The sequence below is a fragment of the Acetobacterium sp. K1/6 genome (assembly GCF_034438075.1).
GTDB classification, from domain to species: domain Bacteria; phylum Bacillota; class Clostridia; order Eubacteriales; family Eubacteriaceae; genus Acetobacterium; species Acetobacterium carbinolicum.
Genome location: NZ_JAXQGA010000034.1, coordinates 1 through 14,619, shown reverse-complemented (window position 1 = coordinate 14,619; position 14,619 = coordinate 1). Strand labels below are relative to the sequence as shown.

At 42.7% G+C, this 14,619-nt stretch carries 15 protein-coding genes and 6 tRNA genes; 2 read left to right on the top strand and 19 right to left on the bottom strand.

Going from position 1 to position 14,619, the window contains the following annotated elements; all coding sequences use genetic code 11:
• Window positions 1-145 precede the first annotated feature (145 nt).
• The 9 genes from U2P91_RS17130 to U2P91_RS17090 form a co-directional block, all read right to left on the bottom strand.
• Window positions 146-221 (bottom strand) — tRNA-Thr (locus U2P91_RS17130).
• A gap of 11 nt (window positions 222-232) precedes the next feature.
• Window positions 233-317 (bottom strand) — tRNA-Tyr (locus tag U2P91_RS17125).
• Window positions 318-378: 61 nt separating this feature from the next.
• Window positions 379-987: a sigma-70 family RNA polymerase sigma factor gene (locus U2P91_RS17120; protein WP_111887958.1), complete on the bottom strand. Its 609-nt coding sequence runs from the start codon at window positions 985-987 to the stop codon at window positions 379-381.
• 12 nt (window positions 988-999) lie between these two features.
• On the bottom strand, window positions 1,000-1,512 hold the full coding sequence (locus tag U2P91_RS17115) for an NYN domain-containing protein (RefSeq protein ID WP_242988648.1): 513 nt from the start codon (window positions 1,510-1,512) through the stop codon (window positions 1,000-1,002).
• Window positions 1,509-2,495 carry a 23S rRNA (guanosine(2251)-2'-O)-methyltransferase RlmB gene (gene rlmB / locus U2P91_RS17110; protein ID WP_111887959.1) on the bottom strand — a complete coding sequence of 329 codons (987 nt, stop codon included), beginning with the start codon at window positions 2,493-2,495 and terminating at the stop codon, window positions 1,509-1,511. The genes U2P91_RS17115 and rlmB overlap by 4 nt, the downstream gene beginning before the upstream one ends.
• 69 nt (window positions 2,496-2,564) lie before the next feature.
• Window positions 2,565-3,755 carry a THUMP domain-containing class I SAM-dependent RNA methyltransferase gene (locus U2P91_RS17105; RefSeq protein WP_111887960.1) on the bottom strand — a complete coding sequence of 397 codons (1,191 nt, stop codon included), beginning with the start codon at window positions 3,753-3,755 and terminating at the stop codon, window positions 2,565-2,567.
• 170 nt (window positions 3,756-3,925) lie between these two features.
• Window positions 3,926-5,161, bottom strand: a complete 1,236-nt coding sequence (hisS, locus tag U2P91_RS17100) for a histidine--tRNA ligase (RefSeq protein ID WP_111887961.1) — start codon at window positions 5,159-5,161, stop codon at window positions 3,926-3,928.
• An 11-nt stretch (window positions 5,162-5,172) separates the two neighbouring features.
• Window positions 5,173-6,399: a tyrosine--tRNA ligase gene (tyrS, locus tag U2P91_RS17095; RefSeq protein WP_111887962.1), complete on the bottom strand. Its 1,227-nt coding sequence runs from the start codon at window positions 6,397-6,399 to the stop codon at window positions 5,173-5,175.
• A gap of 67 nt (window positions 6,400-6,466) precedes the next feature.
• Window positions 6,467-7,681: an AI-2E family transporter gene (locus tag U2P91_RS17090; protein ID WP_242988649.1), complete on the bottom strand. Its 1,215-nt coding sequence runs from the start codon at window positions 7,679-7,681 to the stop codon at window positions 6,467-6,469.
• A 193-nt stretch (window positions 7,682-7,874) separates the two neighbouring features.
• Here U2P91_RS17090 and lspA point away from each other — a divergent pair, with 193 nt between their 5' ends.
• Window positions 7,875-8,354 (top strand): signal peptidase II, encoded by a 480-nt coding sequence (lspA, locus tag U2P91_RS17085; RefSeq protein WP_111887964.1) that lies wholly within the window; start codon window positions 7,875-7,877, stop codon window positions 8,352-8,354.
• An 86-nt stretch (window positions 8,355-8,440) separates the two neighbouring features.
• Here the strand turns inward: lspA and U2P91_RS17080 are convergent, their stop codons facing one another.
• Window positions 8,441-9,124, bottom strand: a complete 684-nt coding sequence (locus tag U2P91_RS17080) for a GntR family transcriptional regulator (protein WP_111887965.1) — start codon at window positions 9,122-9,124, stop codon at window positions 8,441-8,443.
• A complete protein-coding gene (gene ispE, locus U2P91_RS17075; protein ID WP_111887966.1) occupies window positions 9,114-9,992 on the bottom strand; it encodes a 4-(cytidine 5'-diphospho)-2-C-methyl-D-erythritol kinase in 879 nt (292 codons plus the stop codon). Before ispE ends, U2P91_RS17080 begins: the two co-directional genes overlap by 11 nt.
• 154 nt (window positions 9,993-10,146) lie before the next feature.
• Between ispE and U2P91_RS17070 the strand changes: the two genes are divergently transcribed.
• Window positions 10,147-10,848, top strand: a complete 702-nt coding sequence (locus U2P91_RS17070; RefSeq protein ID WP_111887967.1) for a uracil-DNA glycosylase — start codon at window positions 10,147-10,149, stop codon at window positions 10,846-10,848.
• Between the two features lie 9 nt (window positions 10,849-10,857).
• Here U2P91_RS17070 and aroD read toward each other — a convergent pair whose 3' ends face one another.
• The 8 genes from aroD to U2P91_RS17030 form a co-directional block, all read right to left on the bottom strand.
• Window positions 10,858-11,616, bottom strand: coding sequence for a type I 3-dehydroquinate dehydratase (gene aroD, locus U2P91_RS17065; RefSeq protein ID WP_322520064.1), 759 nt, complete (start codon window positions 11,614-11,616; stop codon window positions 10,858-10,860).
• Window positions 11,617-11,683: 67 nt separating this feature from the next.
• Window positions 11,684-12,691: a nucleoid-associated protein gene (locus U2P91_RS17060; RefSeq protein ID WP_111887970.1), complete on the bottom strand. Its 1,008-nt coding sequence runs from the start codon at window positions 12,689-12,691 to the stop codon at window positions 11,684-11,686.
• Between the two features lie 102 nt (window positions 12,692-12,793).
• Window positions 12,794-12,870: transfer RNA gene (locus tag U2P91_RS17055), tRNA-Arg, on the bottom strand.
• Window positions 12,871-12,934: 64 nt separating this feature from the next.
• Window positions 12,935-13,009, bottom strand: a tRNA-Gly gene (locus U2P91_RS17050).
• A 7-nt stretch (window positions 13,010-13,016) separates the two neighbouring features.
• Window positions 13,017-13,101: transfer RNA gene (locus tag U2P91_RS17045), tRNA-Leu, on the bottom strand.
• Between the two features lie 208 nt (window positions 13,102-13,309).
• Window positions 13,310-13,384, bottom strand: a tRNA-Gly gene (locus U2P91_RS17040).
• A gap of 101 nt (window positions 13,385-13,485) precedes the next feature.
• Complete coding sequence (locus U2P91_RS17035; RefSeq protein WP_322520063.1) at window positions 13,486-13,986, bottom strand: EutP/PduV family microcompartment system protein; 501 nt, start codon at window positions 13,984-13,986, stop codon at window positions 13,486-13,488.
• A gap of 15 nt (window positions 13,987-14,001) precedes the next feature.
• Complete coding sequence (locus U2P91_RS17030; RefSeq protein WP_111887972.1) at window positions 14,002-14,376, bottom strand: BMC domain-containing protein; 375 nt, start codon at window positions 14,374-14,376, stop codon at window positions 14,002-14,004.
• Window positions 14,377-14,619: the final 243 nt, after the last annotated feature.

The following is a 14,619-nucleotide window of genomic DNA, read 5'->3' as shown; positions in this document are numbered from 1 at the left end:
TTTTACCATGATCGACGTGACCAATTGTTCCAACATTTACATGGGGCTTATTTCTTTCAAATTTTGACTTTGCCATTGTATTCTCCTTACAAATCTAAAAATTATCGTGTTACTACTATGTCAAATTTAATTTGTGATATAAAAATGGAGCCCTCATCCGGATTTGAACCGGAGACCCCCACCTTACCATGGTGGTGCTCTACCTACTGAGCTATGAGGGCTTATAATAAAATGGTGGGAGAAGATGGATTCGAACCATCGTAGACGTTGTCAACGGATTTACAGTCCGCCCCCTTTAGCCACTCGGGCATTCTCCCACGTGCTTATTAATTCAGCTTCTCTATGATAGTTTGTTTTTGCTTTTTTGTCAACCGTTTTTCATATTTTTTTGCCTATTTTTTTTCGGATTCGCTGTAATGCATTGTCAACTGACTTATTGCTGCAGTCCAACATCCTGGATATTTCATAATAGGAGGCTCCCTGAATGAAATAGGCAAGCACTTTTTTTTCAAAAGCAGACAATTCGCGTTTAACATCAATTATTAATTGCTCCAGCTCTTCTGCTTTGATTAACTCTACCCCAGGCTCAACACTTTTTTTGGCGGCCAACCGGTCAAGAATACGATGTTGCGGCTCCTCTTCTGAAACTGCAGCATAGATGGACACCGAATTATTCAGTGGTAGATGCTTTTGTCGATTGGCTGAACTGATAGCGGTTTGGATTTGACGTTCAATACAGAGATTGGCAAAGGTCGAGAATTGAACTTCCCGGTCGGGGCGAAAATTCCAGATGGCTTTGAGTAACCCCATCATCCCCTCCTGGATCAGATCTTCATTATCTCCCCCCACCAGATAGTAGGATCGGGCCCGGATCAGTACGTTTTTGCGGTATTTTTCCAGCAAAAATTCTTCGGCAGCCTTGTCGCCTTGTTGGGCTGTCTTTACTATTTCTAATTCTGATCGTTTTTCATTTCCAGGCTCGCTCATCTTATCCTCGCATCATTCTTTAACGCGCATTTTATTAAATTGATCCAGGGTCTCCGCATCCATAAAGTCACTGAGCTTAAGCCCTTGTTTTTGGACACTTTTCTTCTTATCATCACGAAATTTTTTGACAACTGCTTCCATATCCTGGATCAGCTCCCGCACTGGAACCCGCTCGGCTCCGCTGGCCATCACCATTTGCTGCAAGGTAAAATCCGATGTCACCACCCGGACACTGTAGGCTTTCGGCAGGCTGTAAACCAGTTTTTCAATGTACGTATCGGCAGTTTTATTCTTTTCGGTAAAAACCACCTTAATTTGCCCCACCAACTCTTCCCGTTTTTCCAGCGATTGTTGCAAATAGGCATCAAAAACAAGGATGGTTTCCCATCCTTTGAATCCGCTGTAGCCATTTAAATCACTAATCAACTTGACGCGTGCTTCTTCCAGTTCTATTTCTGAAAGGCGTTTTAAATCCTCTGAACCGTGGATGACATTATAGCCATCCACAATTAATATAGTTTTCATTGAAACCGTTGTTTGGCAGCCTCTGAAAAAATGATCGCTGCAGCTGCTGAAGCATTAAAGGATTCGATTTCGCCATGAATTGGAATAGAAACCGAAAAATCGCATTGTTTCTTTACTTTTTCGCTGATTCCAACGCCTTCGTTACCGATAACAATGGCCAGAGACCCCTTATAATCTGCTTTATAATAAGGATTTCCCTTCATATCGGTAGACATGATCCAAAACCCTTTTTTCTTTAGCTCATCAATTGTCTGGCTGAGATTGGTCACTTTAACTATCGGGGTGTGAGATACCGCCCCGGAGGAAGCCTTAACCGAAACGGCGGTCAAAGAAGCCGATCGACGGTTGGGAATGATCACCCCGTCAGCACCGCAAACATTAGCACTCCGGATAATCGCCCCCAGATTGTGGGGATCAGTGAGATGATCCAAAATGACAATGAAGGGGTCACGCCCCTTGGCCTTGGCATGACTTAGGATATCCTGAAGATCACTGTAGGGGAATGGTGCCATCAGTGCTACAATCCCCTGATGAACCTGACCATCGGCCAGATACTCCAGTTTCGCTTTTTCAACAGAATGGATAATAATGTTTTGCTTTTTGGCCATATCAGTAATTTTTTTAAGGACATGGTCGGTATTGTCTTTTAAGATCAGCAGCTTGTCAATTTCCTGACCAGAACGCAGTGCTTCCATCACCGGGTTTTTCCCCACGATTACAAATGTTTCTTCGGTTACACCATCATCTTCACGATTAAATCGCTCCTGTTTGCGGGGCGGTTTACGCTCGTCAAAACGACGGGGTCCCCGTTCTTCTTTAGGACCACGCGCATCAAATTTGCGGGACTTTTTATCATCCCTGGCACCGCGTTCTTCAAACTTGCGGGGTTTTTTATCATCTTTTGGCGCGTTGTCACTTTTTCTGCCTCTGGGCTTATCACTGGTCTTAGTGCTGTTCGATCGACTATTTGATACTCGTTTCATCTTTTCACCTATTCTTTATTTTTTCTTGATTTATCTCTTGATAAATCGATTCCTGCATTATTTACGCTATTATTCAGTTATTTCTGTATTGTTTAAGACCTCTGCTACGTCCTCTGGTTTTCGTTTCCGCGGTGGCAACGGGCCATAATATTGGTAATAATGGGTCTTAATGTCACCATTATAAAGTTTTCTGTTTTTGGTTGATGCTTCACCAAAGAATTTCTCAAACTTTTCATAACCGGTAATAATAAAATAGGACCAATCTTCCAGACTTCGAAAAACCTTACCCATATCCCGATACAAACGCTGAATTTCTTTTTCTTCACCAATTCGCTCCCCATACGGCGGGTTGGTAATAATGACCCCGTATTTTTTCTTGGTGGAAATGGATTGAACCGGCAGTTTCTGAAAAGCAACCAGATCCGCGACCCCGGCCAGCTCAGCATTGGTTCGGGCCTGTTTTAAGGCATCGGCATCACAGTCCGATCCCAGTAACAAAAATTCTTTGTCGTTAATGGCATCGCGAGCTTCCTGTCTGGCCTGTTCCCACAGCTCCGCCGGAATGGCGTCCCAGGTTTCAGAAATAAAATCCCGTTTCAGGCCCGGAGCTATGTTTTTACCAATTAACGCCGCTTCAATAACAATCGTTCCGGAACCGCACAGGGGGTCCAGAAAAACACGCTCCGGGCGCCACCTTGATAGATAAACCAGGGCTGCTGAAATGGTTTCTTTAAGCGGCGCCTCATTTCCATACTGACGGTACCCGCGCTTGTTAAGACCGGAGCCACTCGTATCAATGGACAGGGTCACCTCGTCCTTTAGAATTTGAATATGAATGGGATACTTGCCACCACTTTCTTCAAACCATTCGACATGATACTTCGATTTTAACCGTTCCACCACCGCTTTTTTGACAATCCGCTGCCCGTCCGACTTACTAAACAAGGTCGATTTGACGCTGGTGATTTTAGCCGCCGGAAATTCTCCGTCAACAGGGATCCAGTTTTCCCAGGGCAGGGCCTTTGTTTTCTCAAACAATTCATCAAAGGTTTCGGCCTTAAATCGGCCAATCTCCAGTAGTACCCGGTCAGCACAGCGCAGCCACAGATTTGATCGGGGAATAGCGTCTAAAGGGCCAGCGTAACGAATTTTTCCATTCTCAACTTCCGTTACCTCATAGCCCAGTTTTTTTATTTCGTCCTTTACCACACTTTCGATTCCAAACGCAACCGTGGCAATTAAATTTACTATTTTCGACATTTATTTATCCTTTATCGTTATTTTTGATCCTACTTCTAACTATCAATATTACATTATAACATAAGATTTCACTTTATTCTTAAATAGTTTCGCATTACAATCAAAAAATGACAACAAAACACCGGCATGACCGAGGCATACCGGTGTTTTAGGTAATAAAAACTAAATCTTTAAAATTTCTTGATTTCTTCATCCCGGCCAAATACCAGAAAGCCTTCATACTGGCCGTTATCCCAGGCTGCGATCTGCTTGCCAAATTTTTTCTTCATGGCTACCAGATTCACCCGATAACCTTCGTTCCGCCAACAGTCAGCTGCACCGATGACAGCTCCCATGTTATTGATTTGTGCGTCGTAGAACAGAATAATAGCCGGGTCGATTTGTCGGGCATCTTGCTGTTCTTCCATGAGAATTGAAATAATTCGTTCGAAACCAATCGAAAAGCCAACTGCTGGCACCGAAACCTTGTTGTACTTCCCAATCATGTTATCATAACGACCGCCGCCGGCAATGGAATACCCATAGGGTCCGTAACTGACTTCAAAGATCAGACCGGTATAATAGCCCATGCCCCGGATCAATGAAAAGTCAAAAACAACATCAAATTGCTCTTTGGCCAGCGTTTTGACAGTACTTATCACCTGGGTCAGGTCCCCAATTGAAGCAGTATCTTCCACCCACTTTTCCAAATTATCGAGATTGATACCGGTAACACAGGCCATCAGCTGGTTCACTTTTTGCTGCTCGTGTCCCTTTTCCAACAATTCACCAGTTACCCCAGCGGCTCCGATCTTATCCATTTTATCCAGCGAAATACAGACCGACCCAACCTGATCCGCTGCAAATCCGGCCTTTATAATGACCTCACTAAGTAGCTGGCGATGATTCACTTTAATGGTGAACCCCGAAAAACCGATCGCCAGCAGTGCTTTTGCGGTGGTATCGATCAACTCAATCTCGGCCGAAACGGTTGGATCGCCGATAATATCGATGTCGCATTGTTTAAATGCCCGGAATCGTCCTTTCTGGGGCCGTTCTGCCCGAAAGACGTTACCGATCTGAATGGCCTTAAACGGCGTTTCTAACACTTCCTGATTATTTGAATAAAAACGACTCAGGGGCAGGGTGAGATCAAAGCGCAGTCCCATATCGCAAAGATCTAAGACACTGGCATCGGGATTTAAGTTAAGCTTTTCACCGCGTTTTAAAACGGTAAAAAGCATTTTTAAGTTTTCGCCCCCGTCACTGCCCAAAAGCAATTCCAGATTTTCCATTACCGGGGTTTCAATCCGACTAAATCCATGCGCGCGATAGACTGCCAATATCTGCTGTTCCAGGCGATCCCGGATTTTTGCTTCCTCGGGTAGAATATCCCTTGTACCTCTAACTGGTTTTGAACTAATCATCTGGTCACCTTCTATACAAGATTAATTTGCTTGAATGCTTTTTTGCCCTTTTTCAGGACAATTCTTCCGTCTTTAAAAGCTGTCGGGGTTACCAACAGCTTAAAGTCTGTTACTTTTTCGCTATTTAGCAAAACTCCGCCCTGTTTAATTAAGCGCCGTCCCTCACTGCGGGTGGGAATCAGTTTGGCAACTTCTAACAAAGCAAGAATATCCATACCTGCTCCCAGTTCAGCCTTTGATAGTTCTACGCTTGGTATCTCGGCATCGCCCTGGTCACCGCCAAAAAGCTTCCGGGCCGCATTTTGAGCCTCCTGTGCGGCTTGCGAGCCGTGAATAATTTCAGTGACTGTGTAAGCCAGAATTTCCTTAGCCTGGTTGATTTCTGAGTCTTTAAGTGCTCCCAGCCGACGCACCTCGTCCATCGGAATAAAGGTCAGCAGGGCCAAACATTTTTCGACATCGGCATCGGCAATGTTTCGCCAGTATTGGTAAAATTCATAGGGCGATGTTTTTTCCGGATCCAACCATAAGGCACCTTTAGCGGTTTTCCCCATTTTGATCCCTTCACTGGTCGTTAACAGGGAGAAGGTCATTCCGAAAACCTGTTTAGCATCTTTGCGCCGGACCAATTCAACTCCGGCAATGATGTTGGACCACTGATCATTTCCGCCGAACTGCATCTTACAGCCCTGTTCTTGATGTAAGACGTAAAAATCATAAGCCTGGAGCAACATATAATTGAATTCTAAAAAGGTCAGCCCTTTTTCCAGCCGCGATTTATAACAATCGGCAGTCAGCATCCGATTCACTGAAAAATGTGCCCCAATTTCCCGCAAAAATTCGATATAGTTTAGAGGCAGTAACCACTCGGCATTATTAAGCATCACAGCCTTATCATCTTCAAAGGTCAAAAACTTTTCAAACACACGCTTGAATTTTTCACCATTTTCTACAATCCGTTCTGCTGTCATCACCTGACGCATGTCGGTTCGGCCAGAAGGATCACCAATCATGGTGGTTCCGCCCCCGATTAGGGCAATCGGACGATGTCCATGCCGTTGCATGTGGGCCATTACCATAATCTGAATGAAATGTCCGATGTGAAGACTGTCCGCCGTCGGATCAAAACCAATATAAAATGAAACGGATTCCTCCGCCAATAGTTTTTTAATTTCCTCTTCGTGGGTACACTGTTCGATAAACCCCCGCTCCTGCAATACGTCAAATACACTTTCCATCAATCTGTGTCCTTTCCTTTTTCAATGGGGTTTCCCCCAGCAATTATGCACATTTTTATTTAGCTGATTATTCAAGCGGTTTCTCGAGCAGTTCTTTTTTTCGTTCCCAGCGTGTTAAGCCTTCTTCAAAAAAGACCTTAATTACGGCAAACATCGGGATCGCCACAAACATGCCCGGAATGCCGAAGAGACTGCCTCCGACGATGACAGAGAACAACACCCAAAAGGGATTGAGTTCGACAATTTTCCCCAGCACATTGGGGGCTAAAACATTCCCGTCAAACTGTTGTACAACCAAAATCCAGATCCCGACCCAAAGCGCCTTAACCGGTTCATCAATTAAGGTAATGATAACGGCCGGAACTGCTCCGATAATGGGACCGAAATAAGGAATCACATTGGTAATCGCCACAATAACGCCGAATAAGGGGGCATAATCGACACCGATCACCAACATTCCCAAATAGAAAAGAAATCCAATTAACATCGAAGTAAGTATTTTCCCGGTAAAATATTTGTAAAAAATTTCATCGATGGTCAGGATCGCCCAGTGGGAACCGTTGTATAAGGTTTTATTCATCACCGCTTTGGCAAAACGGTCCACCTGTTCACTAATTTTTTCTTTATCCAGCATCAGGTATAACCCCACAAAAAACACAATAAAGAAAGAAATAACAAACCCGATGGTTCCTTTTAAAAAGACGAAGGCAAAATTCCCAATATTTTTTATGGAATCCGGATTTGTTCCAAAATATGATGCAATCTGGTTTATTATATCCCTGGTCGTCATACTTTGAAGGCTGTCAATAGCAAACTTAAGCTCTGCTAAAATATCCTGGGCAGCACCGCCGTTGGCCAGGCTTTCACCCAGATAATTATCAATGGTTATTAAATACTGCGGCGTTTGGGAAATCAGCCCCGTCAAACTTTCTACCACTGATGGAATGGTTGCATAAAAAAACAAGACAATCAGTACAATGGTGATCGCATAGACGATCAGGATCGAAATCAGTCGAATCGCTCCGGCTTTGTCCCGACTTTTAGGAATGGTCTTAAAAATAAACTTTTCAATTCCCCGCATTGGTTTAAACAAAAAATACGCCAGCACTACGCCCACTAAAATAGGCCTCAATACTTCCAGCGTTCTGGTAATAAATCCGCCAACAGTTGCCGTCACCACGCCAAAATTATCCAATAGTTTGTAAATCAGAACCAGAATCAGAACACCAACCAAAAAGTAGCTATATTTTTTTACAAGTTCGAGATCAATTTTAAATTTCAAATGCCCCTCCAGTACTGTTATCAGCTCGAACTATATCTTAACATTTTACCAGAATAATTTAAAGCAGTTTCAAACAGATTCTTAAATTATGATTAATCTAAAATAAAATCGCCGTGTATTAAAGTTTTCCTTGTCTTTTAGAGAAAACTATCATAATATTTTCATATACTTAATTATTTGTTTAGGAGCAACCATGATTTATATCGCTATTATCCTTTTTGTTATTTTTCTGGACCAGTATACAAAATACCTGGTCATTGCACATATAAAACCCCTTGACACTCTACCGCTGATCCCAAATGTTTTTCATTTAACCTATATCGAAAACACCGGTGCAGCATTTAGTCTGTTTACTAACATGCAGATATTTTTAATTATTATGACCCTGGTTTTTCTTGGTGTACTCATTTACTTCTTAATCAAAATACCCAACATCAAAGAAAATCGCGTCATTAATGGCTCGCTTGCCTTTATCATTGGTGGTGCTGCTGGTAATTTACTGGACCGGCTACGCCTTGATTTTGTGGTAGATTTCCTTGATTTTCGAATGATTAAATTTGCCATTTTTAATTTCGCCGATGTTTTTGTGGTATGCGGCAGCATCATTCTTGTTCTGGCATTATTTAATAATAAAAATTTCTTAGAGAACAATGATTTCGGCACTCTAGAGTAAAGTTTGCTTCCCGCTATCCACTTTAATCAAAACGCTTCCCTAAAAATAACAAATCATTTTTTCAGGGAAGCGTTTTTTATCTTTCGTTACTCTGTTTTTTTCAACAATCCAAGCATGCTATCGCCGGTGGTGAAAATATGGTCGCAGGCGGCAAGATTGGCTTTTTTACACGCACCCTTTTCAATTTGCCGGATAATTTCCATATGCTGATTCACCAGCGGCGTTTTATCTTCAATCCGATGCACATACTCGGCCCGAAACCGCTGCATCTGTTCCCGCAGGCTGTTAATCATCGTTTGCAATTTTACATTTTTCGATGCCCTATAAATGGTCTCATGAATATGCATATCGTGTTTGATGATCCCCTCTTCGTCATTATGCAAAGCGGACTCCCCAAATAACTCATTGGCTTCATAAAGCCGGCTAATTTCGTCTTTTGTAGCATTCATGGCCGCCAACTCCGCCGCCAGACCTTCCAGCGCCCGGCGGATTTCCATCATTTCTTTGAGGTCATTAACCGACATTGGCGTCACATAAACGCCCTTTCGTGGCACCATTTTTACCAGTCCTTCCAGTTCAAGTTTTCTGATTGATTCTCTCACCGGTGTTCTGCTGACACCCATTTGCTCTGCCAGTTGAACCTCCATTAAGCGTTGTCCCGGCTGAAGTTCACCAGTAATAATGGCGCAACGAATGGTTTCAAAAACAATTTCTCGCAGCGGCTTGCAAGAACTTATATCGAGGCTTAAGCCTTTTTTTTCACTCCACATAATTTTCTCCTCCACTTTCCTCCGTTTTACTCAAAAAACACAGGGGGTATATTTCTTTAAATTGCTGCCACATTTTTACTGCTAATTCCCGGTCCGCGTAATATCCAATAACCGTGGAACCACTACCGGTCATGATCGACGCCAGTGCTCCCGTAGCCAGCATTTCTTTTTTGATCGCTGCTATTTCAGGATAATCTGCAAAGGCAACGGCTTCAAAAACGTTTCCGACGACCTCGTTAAGCTCATGATAAGCATCTTGTTTTAGCAATGCCATAAGCGCCGAGATATCCGGGTGTTTTTTTATGATTGAATTATCCAGTTTTTTAAAGGCCCAGGGGGTAGCGATATCAATATCCGGTTTCACGACCAGAATCGTCATCTTTCTTAAATCGCCAATGGGTGTAATCTTTTCTCCGATTCCTTCCACCAGAGCCGTACCACCAACCAAACAATAGGGAACATCTGCTCCAATGGTAACCGCAATTTTCAAAAGTTCCGACTGCGAGAGTCCCAGTTGCCATAAGGTATTTAGCCCTTTTAAAGCTGCGGCAGCATCGCTGCTACCACCCGCCAGACCTGCCTGAGCGGGAATTCTTTTTTCCAGATGAATCTTGGCGCCTCGTTTAATCGTGAATTGGTTTTGAAGTTTTAGGGCCACTTTGATGACCAGATTTCTCTCATCCAGGGGAATGGTGTGCTCATTGGAAGTCAACACAATTCCTTGCTCCCGAGGGTAAAAGGTCAGTACATCAGCCAGTTCGATGGAATGATTAATCATCCTCATTTCATGATAGCCATCTTCCCTGATCCCGGTCACATCCAAGGATAGATTGACCTTTGCTCGAGCTTTTAAAATAATCTTACTCATACGCCCTCTCAATGCACTCATAATATTGTATACTTTATCCATTATAACATAATCCCTCTTTTATGGAAATAAAAATCCGGGTTGAAAACCTGCTTTTATAGTGTATAATCAAGAGATCATACACGATAAAACCAATGCATAGGAGAACGCAACCATGCCAATTCATTTTAATAACGATTGGGAAGAGCCCATTCAACAGGAAATCAAAACTGACTATTATCAAAACCTGCGACTTTTTTTAATTAAAGAATATCGAAGTCGGGTGGTCTATCCGCCGATGGATGAAATTTTTAATGCCTTTCACTTAACGCCATTATCAAAAACCAAGGTTTGTATTATCGGCCAGGACCCCTATCATGGACCAGGCCAGGCTCATGGCCTGGCTTTTTCTGTCAAACCCGGGGTTTCGATCCCCCCTTCACTGCTTAACATCTACAAAGAACTGGAAGCCGATTTGGGCTGCCCGATTCCCAGCCATGGCTGTTTAACTGCCTGGGCTGAGCAAGGGGTACTACTGCTCAATGCCGTTCTGACCGTCCGGGGCGGTGAAGCCGGTTCCCATCGCAATGCCGGTTGGGAGATTTTCACCAGCCGGATCATTGAACGATTGAACACCCGGGCCGAACCGGTTATTTTTATTCTCTGGGGTCGCGATGCTCAAAACAAAAAAGCCCTGATTACCAACCCCCGACATCCGATTATCACCTCACCCCACCCTAGTCCATTGTCAGCCCACCGGGGATTTTTCGGCAGTCGACCTTTTTCCAAAGCAAACGACCTGCTGAAGGCCCAGGGAATTGAGCCCATTGACTGGGGTATTAAGGATCTTGATTTCCCTATCATCGAAAAAAAATAGCTCTGATATTTATATCAGAGCCATTCTTTTTCGTAAGTCGATTATTTCTTCCAGACTGAGCTGACCAGGCGCTGTTTTCCCGGCTCCCGCCGCAAAGGTCAGGGAACCGCCGCACAAATCAGGTGCTATTCGGGTTATTGACCCCAATGATCCCATCGCAATGGCAATCATCGGCTTCTGGGATTTTTCGTTGTAAGTGAGGGTGGCCTGGATCAGGTGGCGGACGTCATCCATTGACTGCGGCATCACTGCCAGTTTTAGGACATCGCCGCCGACCGCTTCCATGGCTTTAAAAACAGCGTTTATTTCCTCTGTAGTCGGGGTCTTTTCAAAGTTATGATGAGAAACCAGCCATTGGCTTTCACTTACTTTTAAAGCCCCTCTAATCCGCTCCAGAAAAGCCGGCTCGCTATTAAGTTCCACGTCCACATAGTCGACCCGGTTACTTTTTATCGCCGCAATGATTGCGGCTGTCCGGATTTCATCTGCGGTTTCACAAACGCCGCCCTCCAGATGACTGCGATAAGTATAAATAAGTCCCTGATCGGGCATTCTTGTTTTTATTTCAACTAACAAATCCTGTTCTTCTTCCGCCGTGAGCAGTTCCCCCGCCATGAAATGATCGCGACGCCACTCCAGAAAATCACAACCATTTGCCACTCCCACTTCAACATCAGCTATTAATTCATCGCGATTGGCACTGATCAATGGAATACACGAGATAAAGGTGTTTTTTCTGATTAATTTAAATGCTTTTTTCGTCTTCATAAAATTCTTCCTTCCACATTTATGATTCATCATTGCAAAAGTGCCCTCCGGTTAACGAAACGACTATTTATTTCTGGTTTAGTAGTCCAATATTCTTGATTTCCACGGAGATGGTACCATCCGGATTATTTTTAAACTCAATGATATCATTTCGCTTCAGCTGGTCCATCGGAATACTGATTTCAATGCCCGTATCGGTAATAAATTTTTGTTTGCCAAAGATCTTCTTTTCAATATTCGGGGTGACCGGGATCTTTTTTTCGTAGAGCCCTTTTTCTTCCAAGGACGACCTGAACCGCTCCTGAATGGTCGAATCCCCGTCAAAAACCGTTTTGGCCAGATTGTCCACGTCGATTTCGCTTTCGGTTTCATAATCATCAGCCAGCACTGTTTTAGCGGCATTGAGCTTTTGATAATCACCGCCATATTCTCTGACAATCACTTCTTTGACTGTTTTATCGATAATGTCATAGGCCTCTTTTTCTGACATCGCCGGCTCACAGAAAACTAATTGAGTGGAAATATAATAATCTTTCTCATTATTGATTGGATATTTCTTTTCCTTGATCAGAACCTCATCACAAGCCAGATTAACGAGAATGAATTCATCCAGTTTCTGACTTTCTGTTGGCAGTACACAGGGTTGAACCAGAATATCATTGGTCAGACCTTTGTCAGTATTCACATAGTGAATATAACCCTGCTTATAATTAAACTTGAATATACCCAAATAAGTTTCATGCTCGACATTAAAATCCACAAAAACCAGATCGGCAGATGGTATTTCGATGTTTTCTTGCATATACTCAAAAAAAAGCTGGGATATTTCCGAACTAATCCGAACAAGCTCGTGAGGATTATTCTTGTAATCAATAATCCGGTCTTTAAAAGGACTGCCCGTCCGAAAGACAGTCCGTTTGATCTCCGGATCTTTTATTGATCTTTCCACATGCTTTTCCACATATTCTTTCACTGTTACGGTCATGTTCAGGAGCATATCCGATAACACCGGGATGTTTGCGTTGGTGTCCAATACATGCAAGATTGCTTTGTTAATGCTGATTTCTGATTTCATTTTATTTTCCTATTCTGATTTTGTCTGATTTCTCTTAATCTCATTTACATCTTCTTTTGCGTAAATAAAAAACAGCCACGAATGACTGTTTAAGCACGTTTATGGTACGCCCAGAGGGGCTCGAACCCCCAACCTACTGGTTCGAAGCCAGGCACTCTATCCAATTGAGCTATGGGCGCACATAAGTAGATTAAAAAAGAATGATTGGGATAAATACCCAACCGATTCAGATTTATTAAATTTTGGAGCGGAAGACGAGATTTGAACTCGCGACCCTCGCCTTGGCAAGGCGATGCTCTACCACTGAGCCACTTCCGCTTATAAATGGTGCGGATGAAGGGACTTGAACCCATACATCATTCGATACTAGATCCTAAGTCTAGCGCGTCTGCCAATTCCGCCACATCCGCTAAAGCAATTGTTGTATCTGTAACGTGCCTGATTATAATAACAAAATACGTAGGTTTTGTCAACCCGTTTCGGAACTTTTTTCGACTTTTTTATTTATTCAATGCGATTTTAAAAGATTCCCAATATTTCGCTTTAATCCGTTAAAAGAGCGTAAAATCGCTATTTGCAACTTTACACTCCTGATTCAATGCCACTATTATCTTAATATGGAGCGGAAGACGAGATTCGAACTCGCGACCCCCGGCTTGGGAAGCCAGTGCTCTACCACTGAGCCACTTCCGCAACGGTACTATTATAACAATTAATTCATCATTCTGCAAGCATTTTGTTCTTGCAATTCAATTTTCATTAGTGTTCCATCCTCCAGCTAAAAGGTTTTATTGCTACATCATTTTAGTTGATATGACATTTCTAGGTTTTTCAGCTTCTGATTTCTTATCCCAGGGCAAGATATCACCTTCATCTTTGAGATAATCAAGGATTTCCCAAATACCTTCACCAGTATAAGAGCTTACTCTAAAAATCGTATCACATCCAGCTAATTCCAGCCAACTCACTGCCTGTTCCACATCAGCGCCAGAGTCATCAATCTGAGTAACCACACCAATACAGGGTCGATTTGCAACGGGAGTAATACATGGCGGATAAAGCGAATAAGGCTCCGTTGCATTAATTAAAAGAGCTACCACATCCGCCTCATAAGAATACAAGGCTAATGCTCTAGCTAAACCTTTCGTTTCTGCATATTCCCCTGGGGTATCAATCACTACATCATAATGATTGACATACTGGGTTTTTTCGTAACGAATCTCTTTTCCTTTTAAGGCTTGTCGTAATGTTGTTTTTCCACATTCACTTCGACCGACTAATATCATTTTTTTCATGTTATGCCTTCACTCTCAGGTTTTTGTAATCTCACAAATTGTAAATTTCAAGGTGTTTTGCAAATAAGTTAAAATCGTTGTGATCGCAGACTCCACCTCTGATATTCTCCCGGTAAACATCAGCGTACCACTGAATCGATCAATAAACCCCAAATCAATAACCGATGTTTTTATAGCTAAATCTCCAGCAATCACCGATATTTCTGATGGTGTCATACTCAGTATCCCGATCGCTGCTTTCTGATAATCAACACTGGGATTCAAGCCCAGTTTTTTATAAACAATTTCATCTGGGCTGGCAATGATATGAGCTAATGTTACTTGCTTACCGGGAACTGTTTCTTGAATAATCCTTAGTTTTCCGTCATTCATATTTAAAATATTTTCCATTAAAATGCCTCCTTTTCTTGATGTCTTTATATTCATTTAGTATTACCGAGTAATTATATCACTTTAAGAAGAAATTAAAATGGAATCGTCTAATTTTTAACTGTATTTTTTCTATAATATCATGGAATATTTCAGCCTTTTTATGCTTGCTAATTCAAAAAAGCAAAAAAACCGCATCATCTGCGGCTAAATTTAGAAATTGGTGACCCATGGGCGACTTGAACGCCCGACACCCTGATTAAA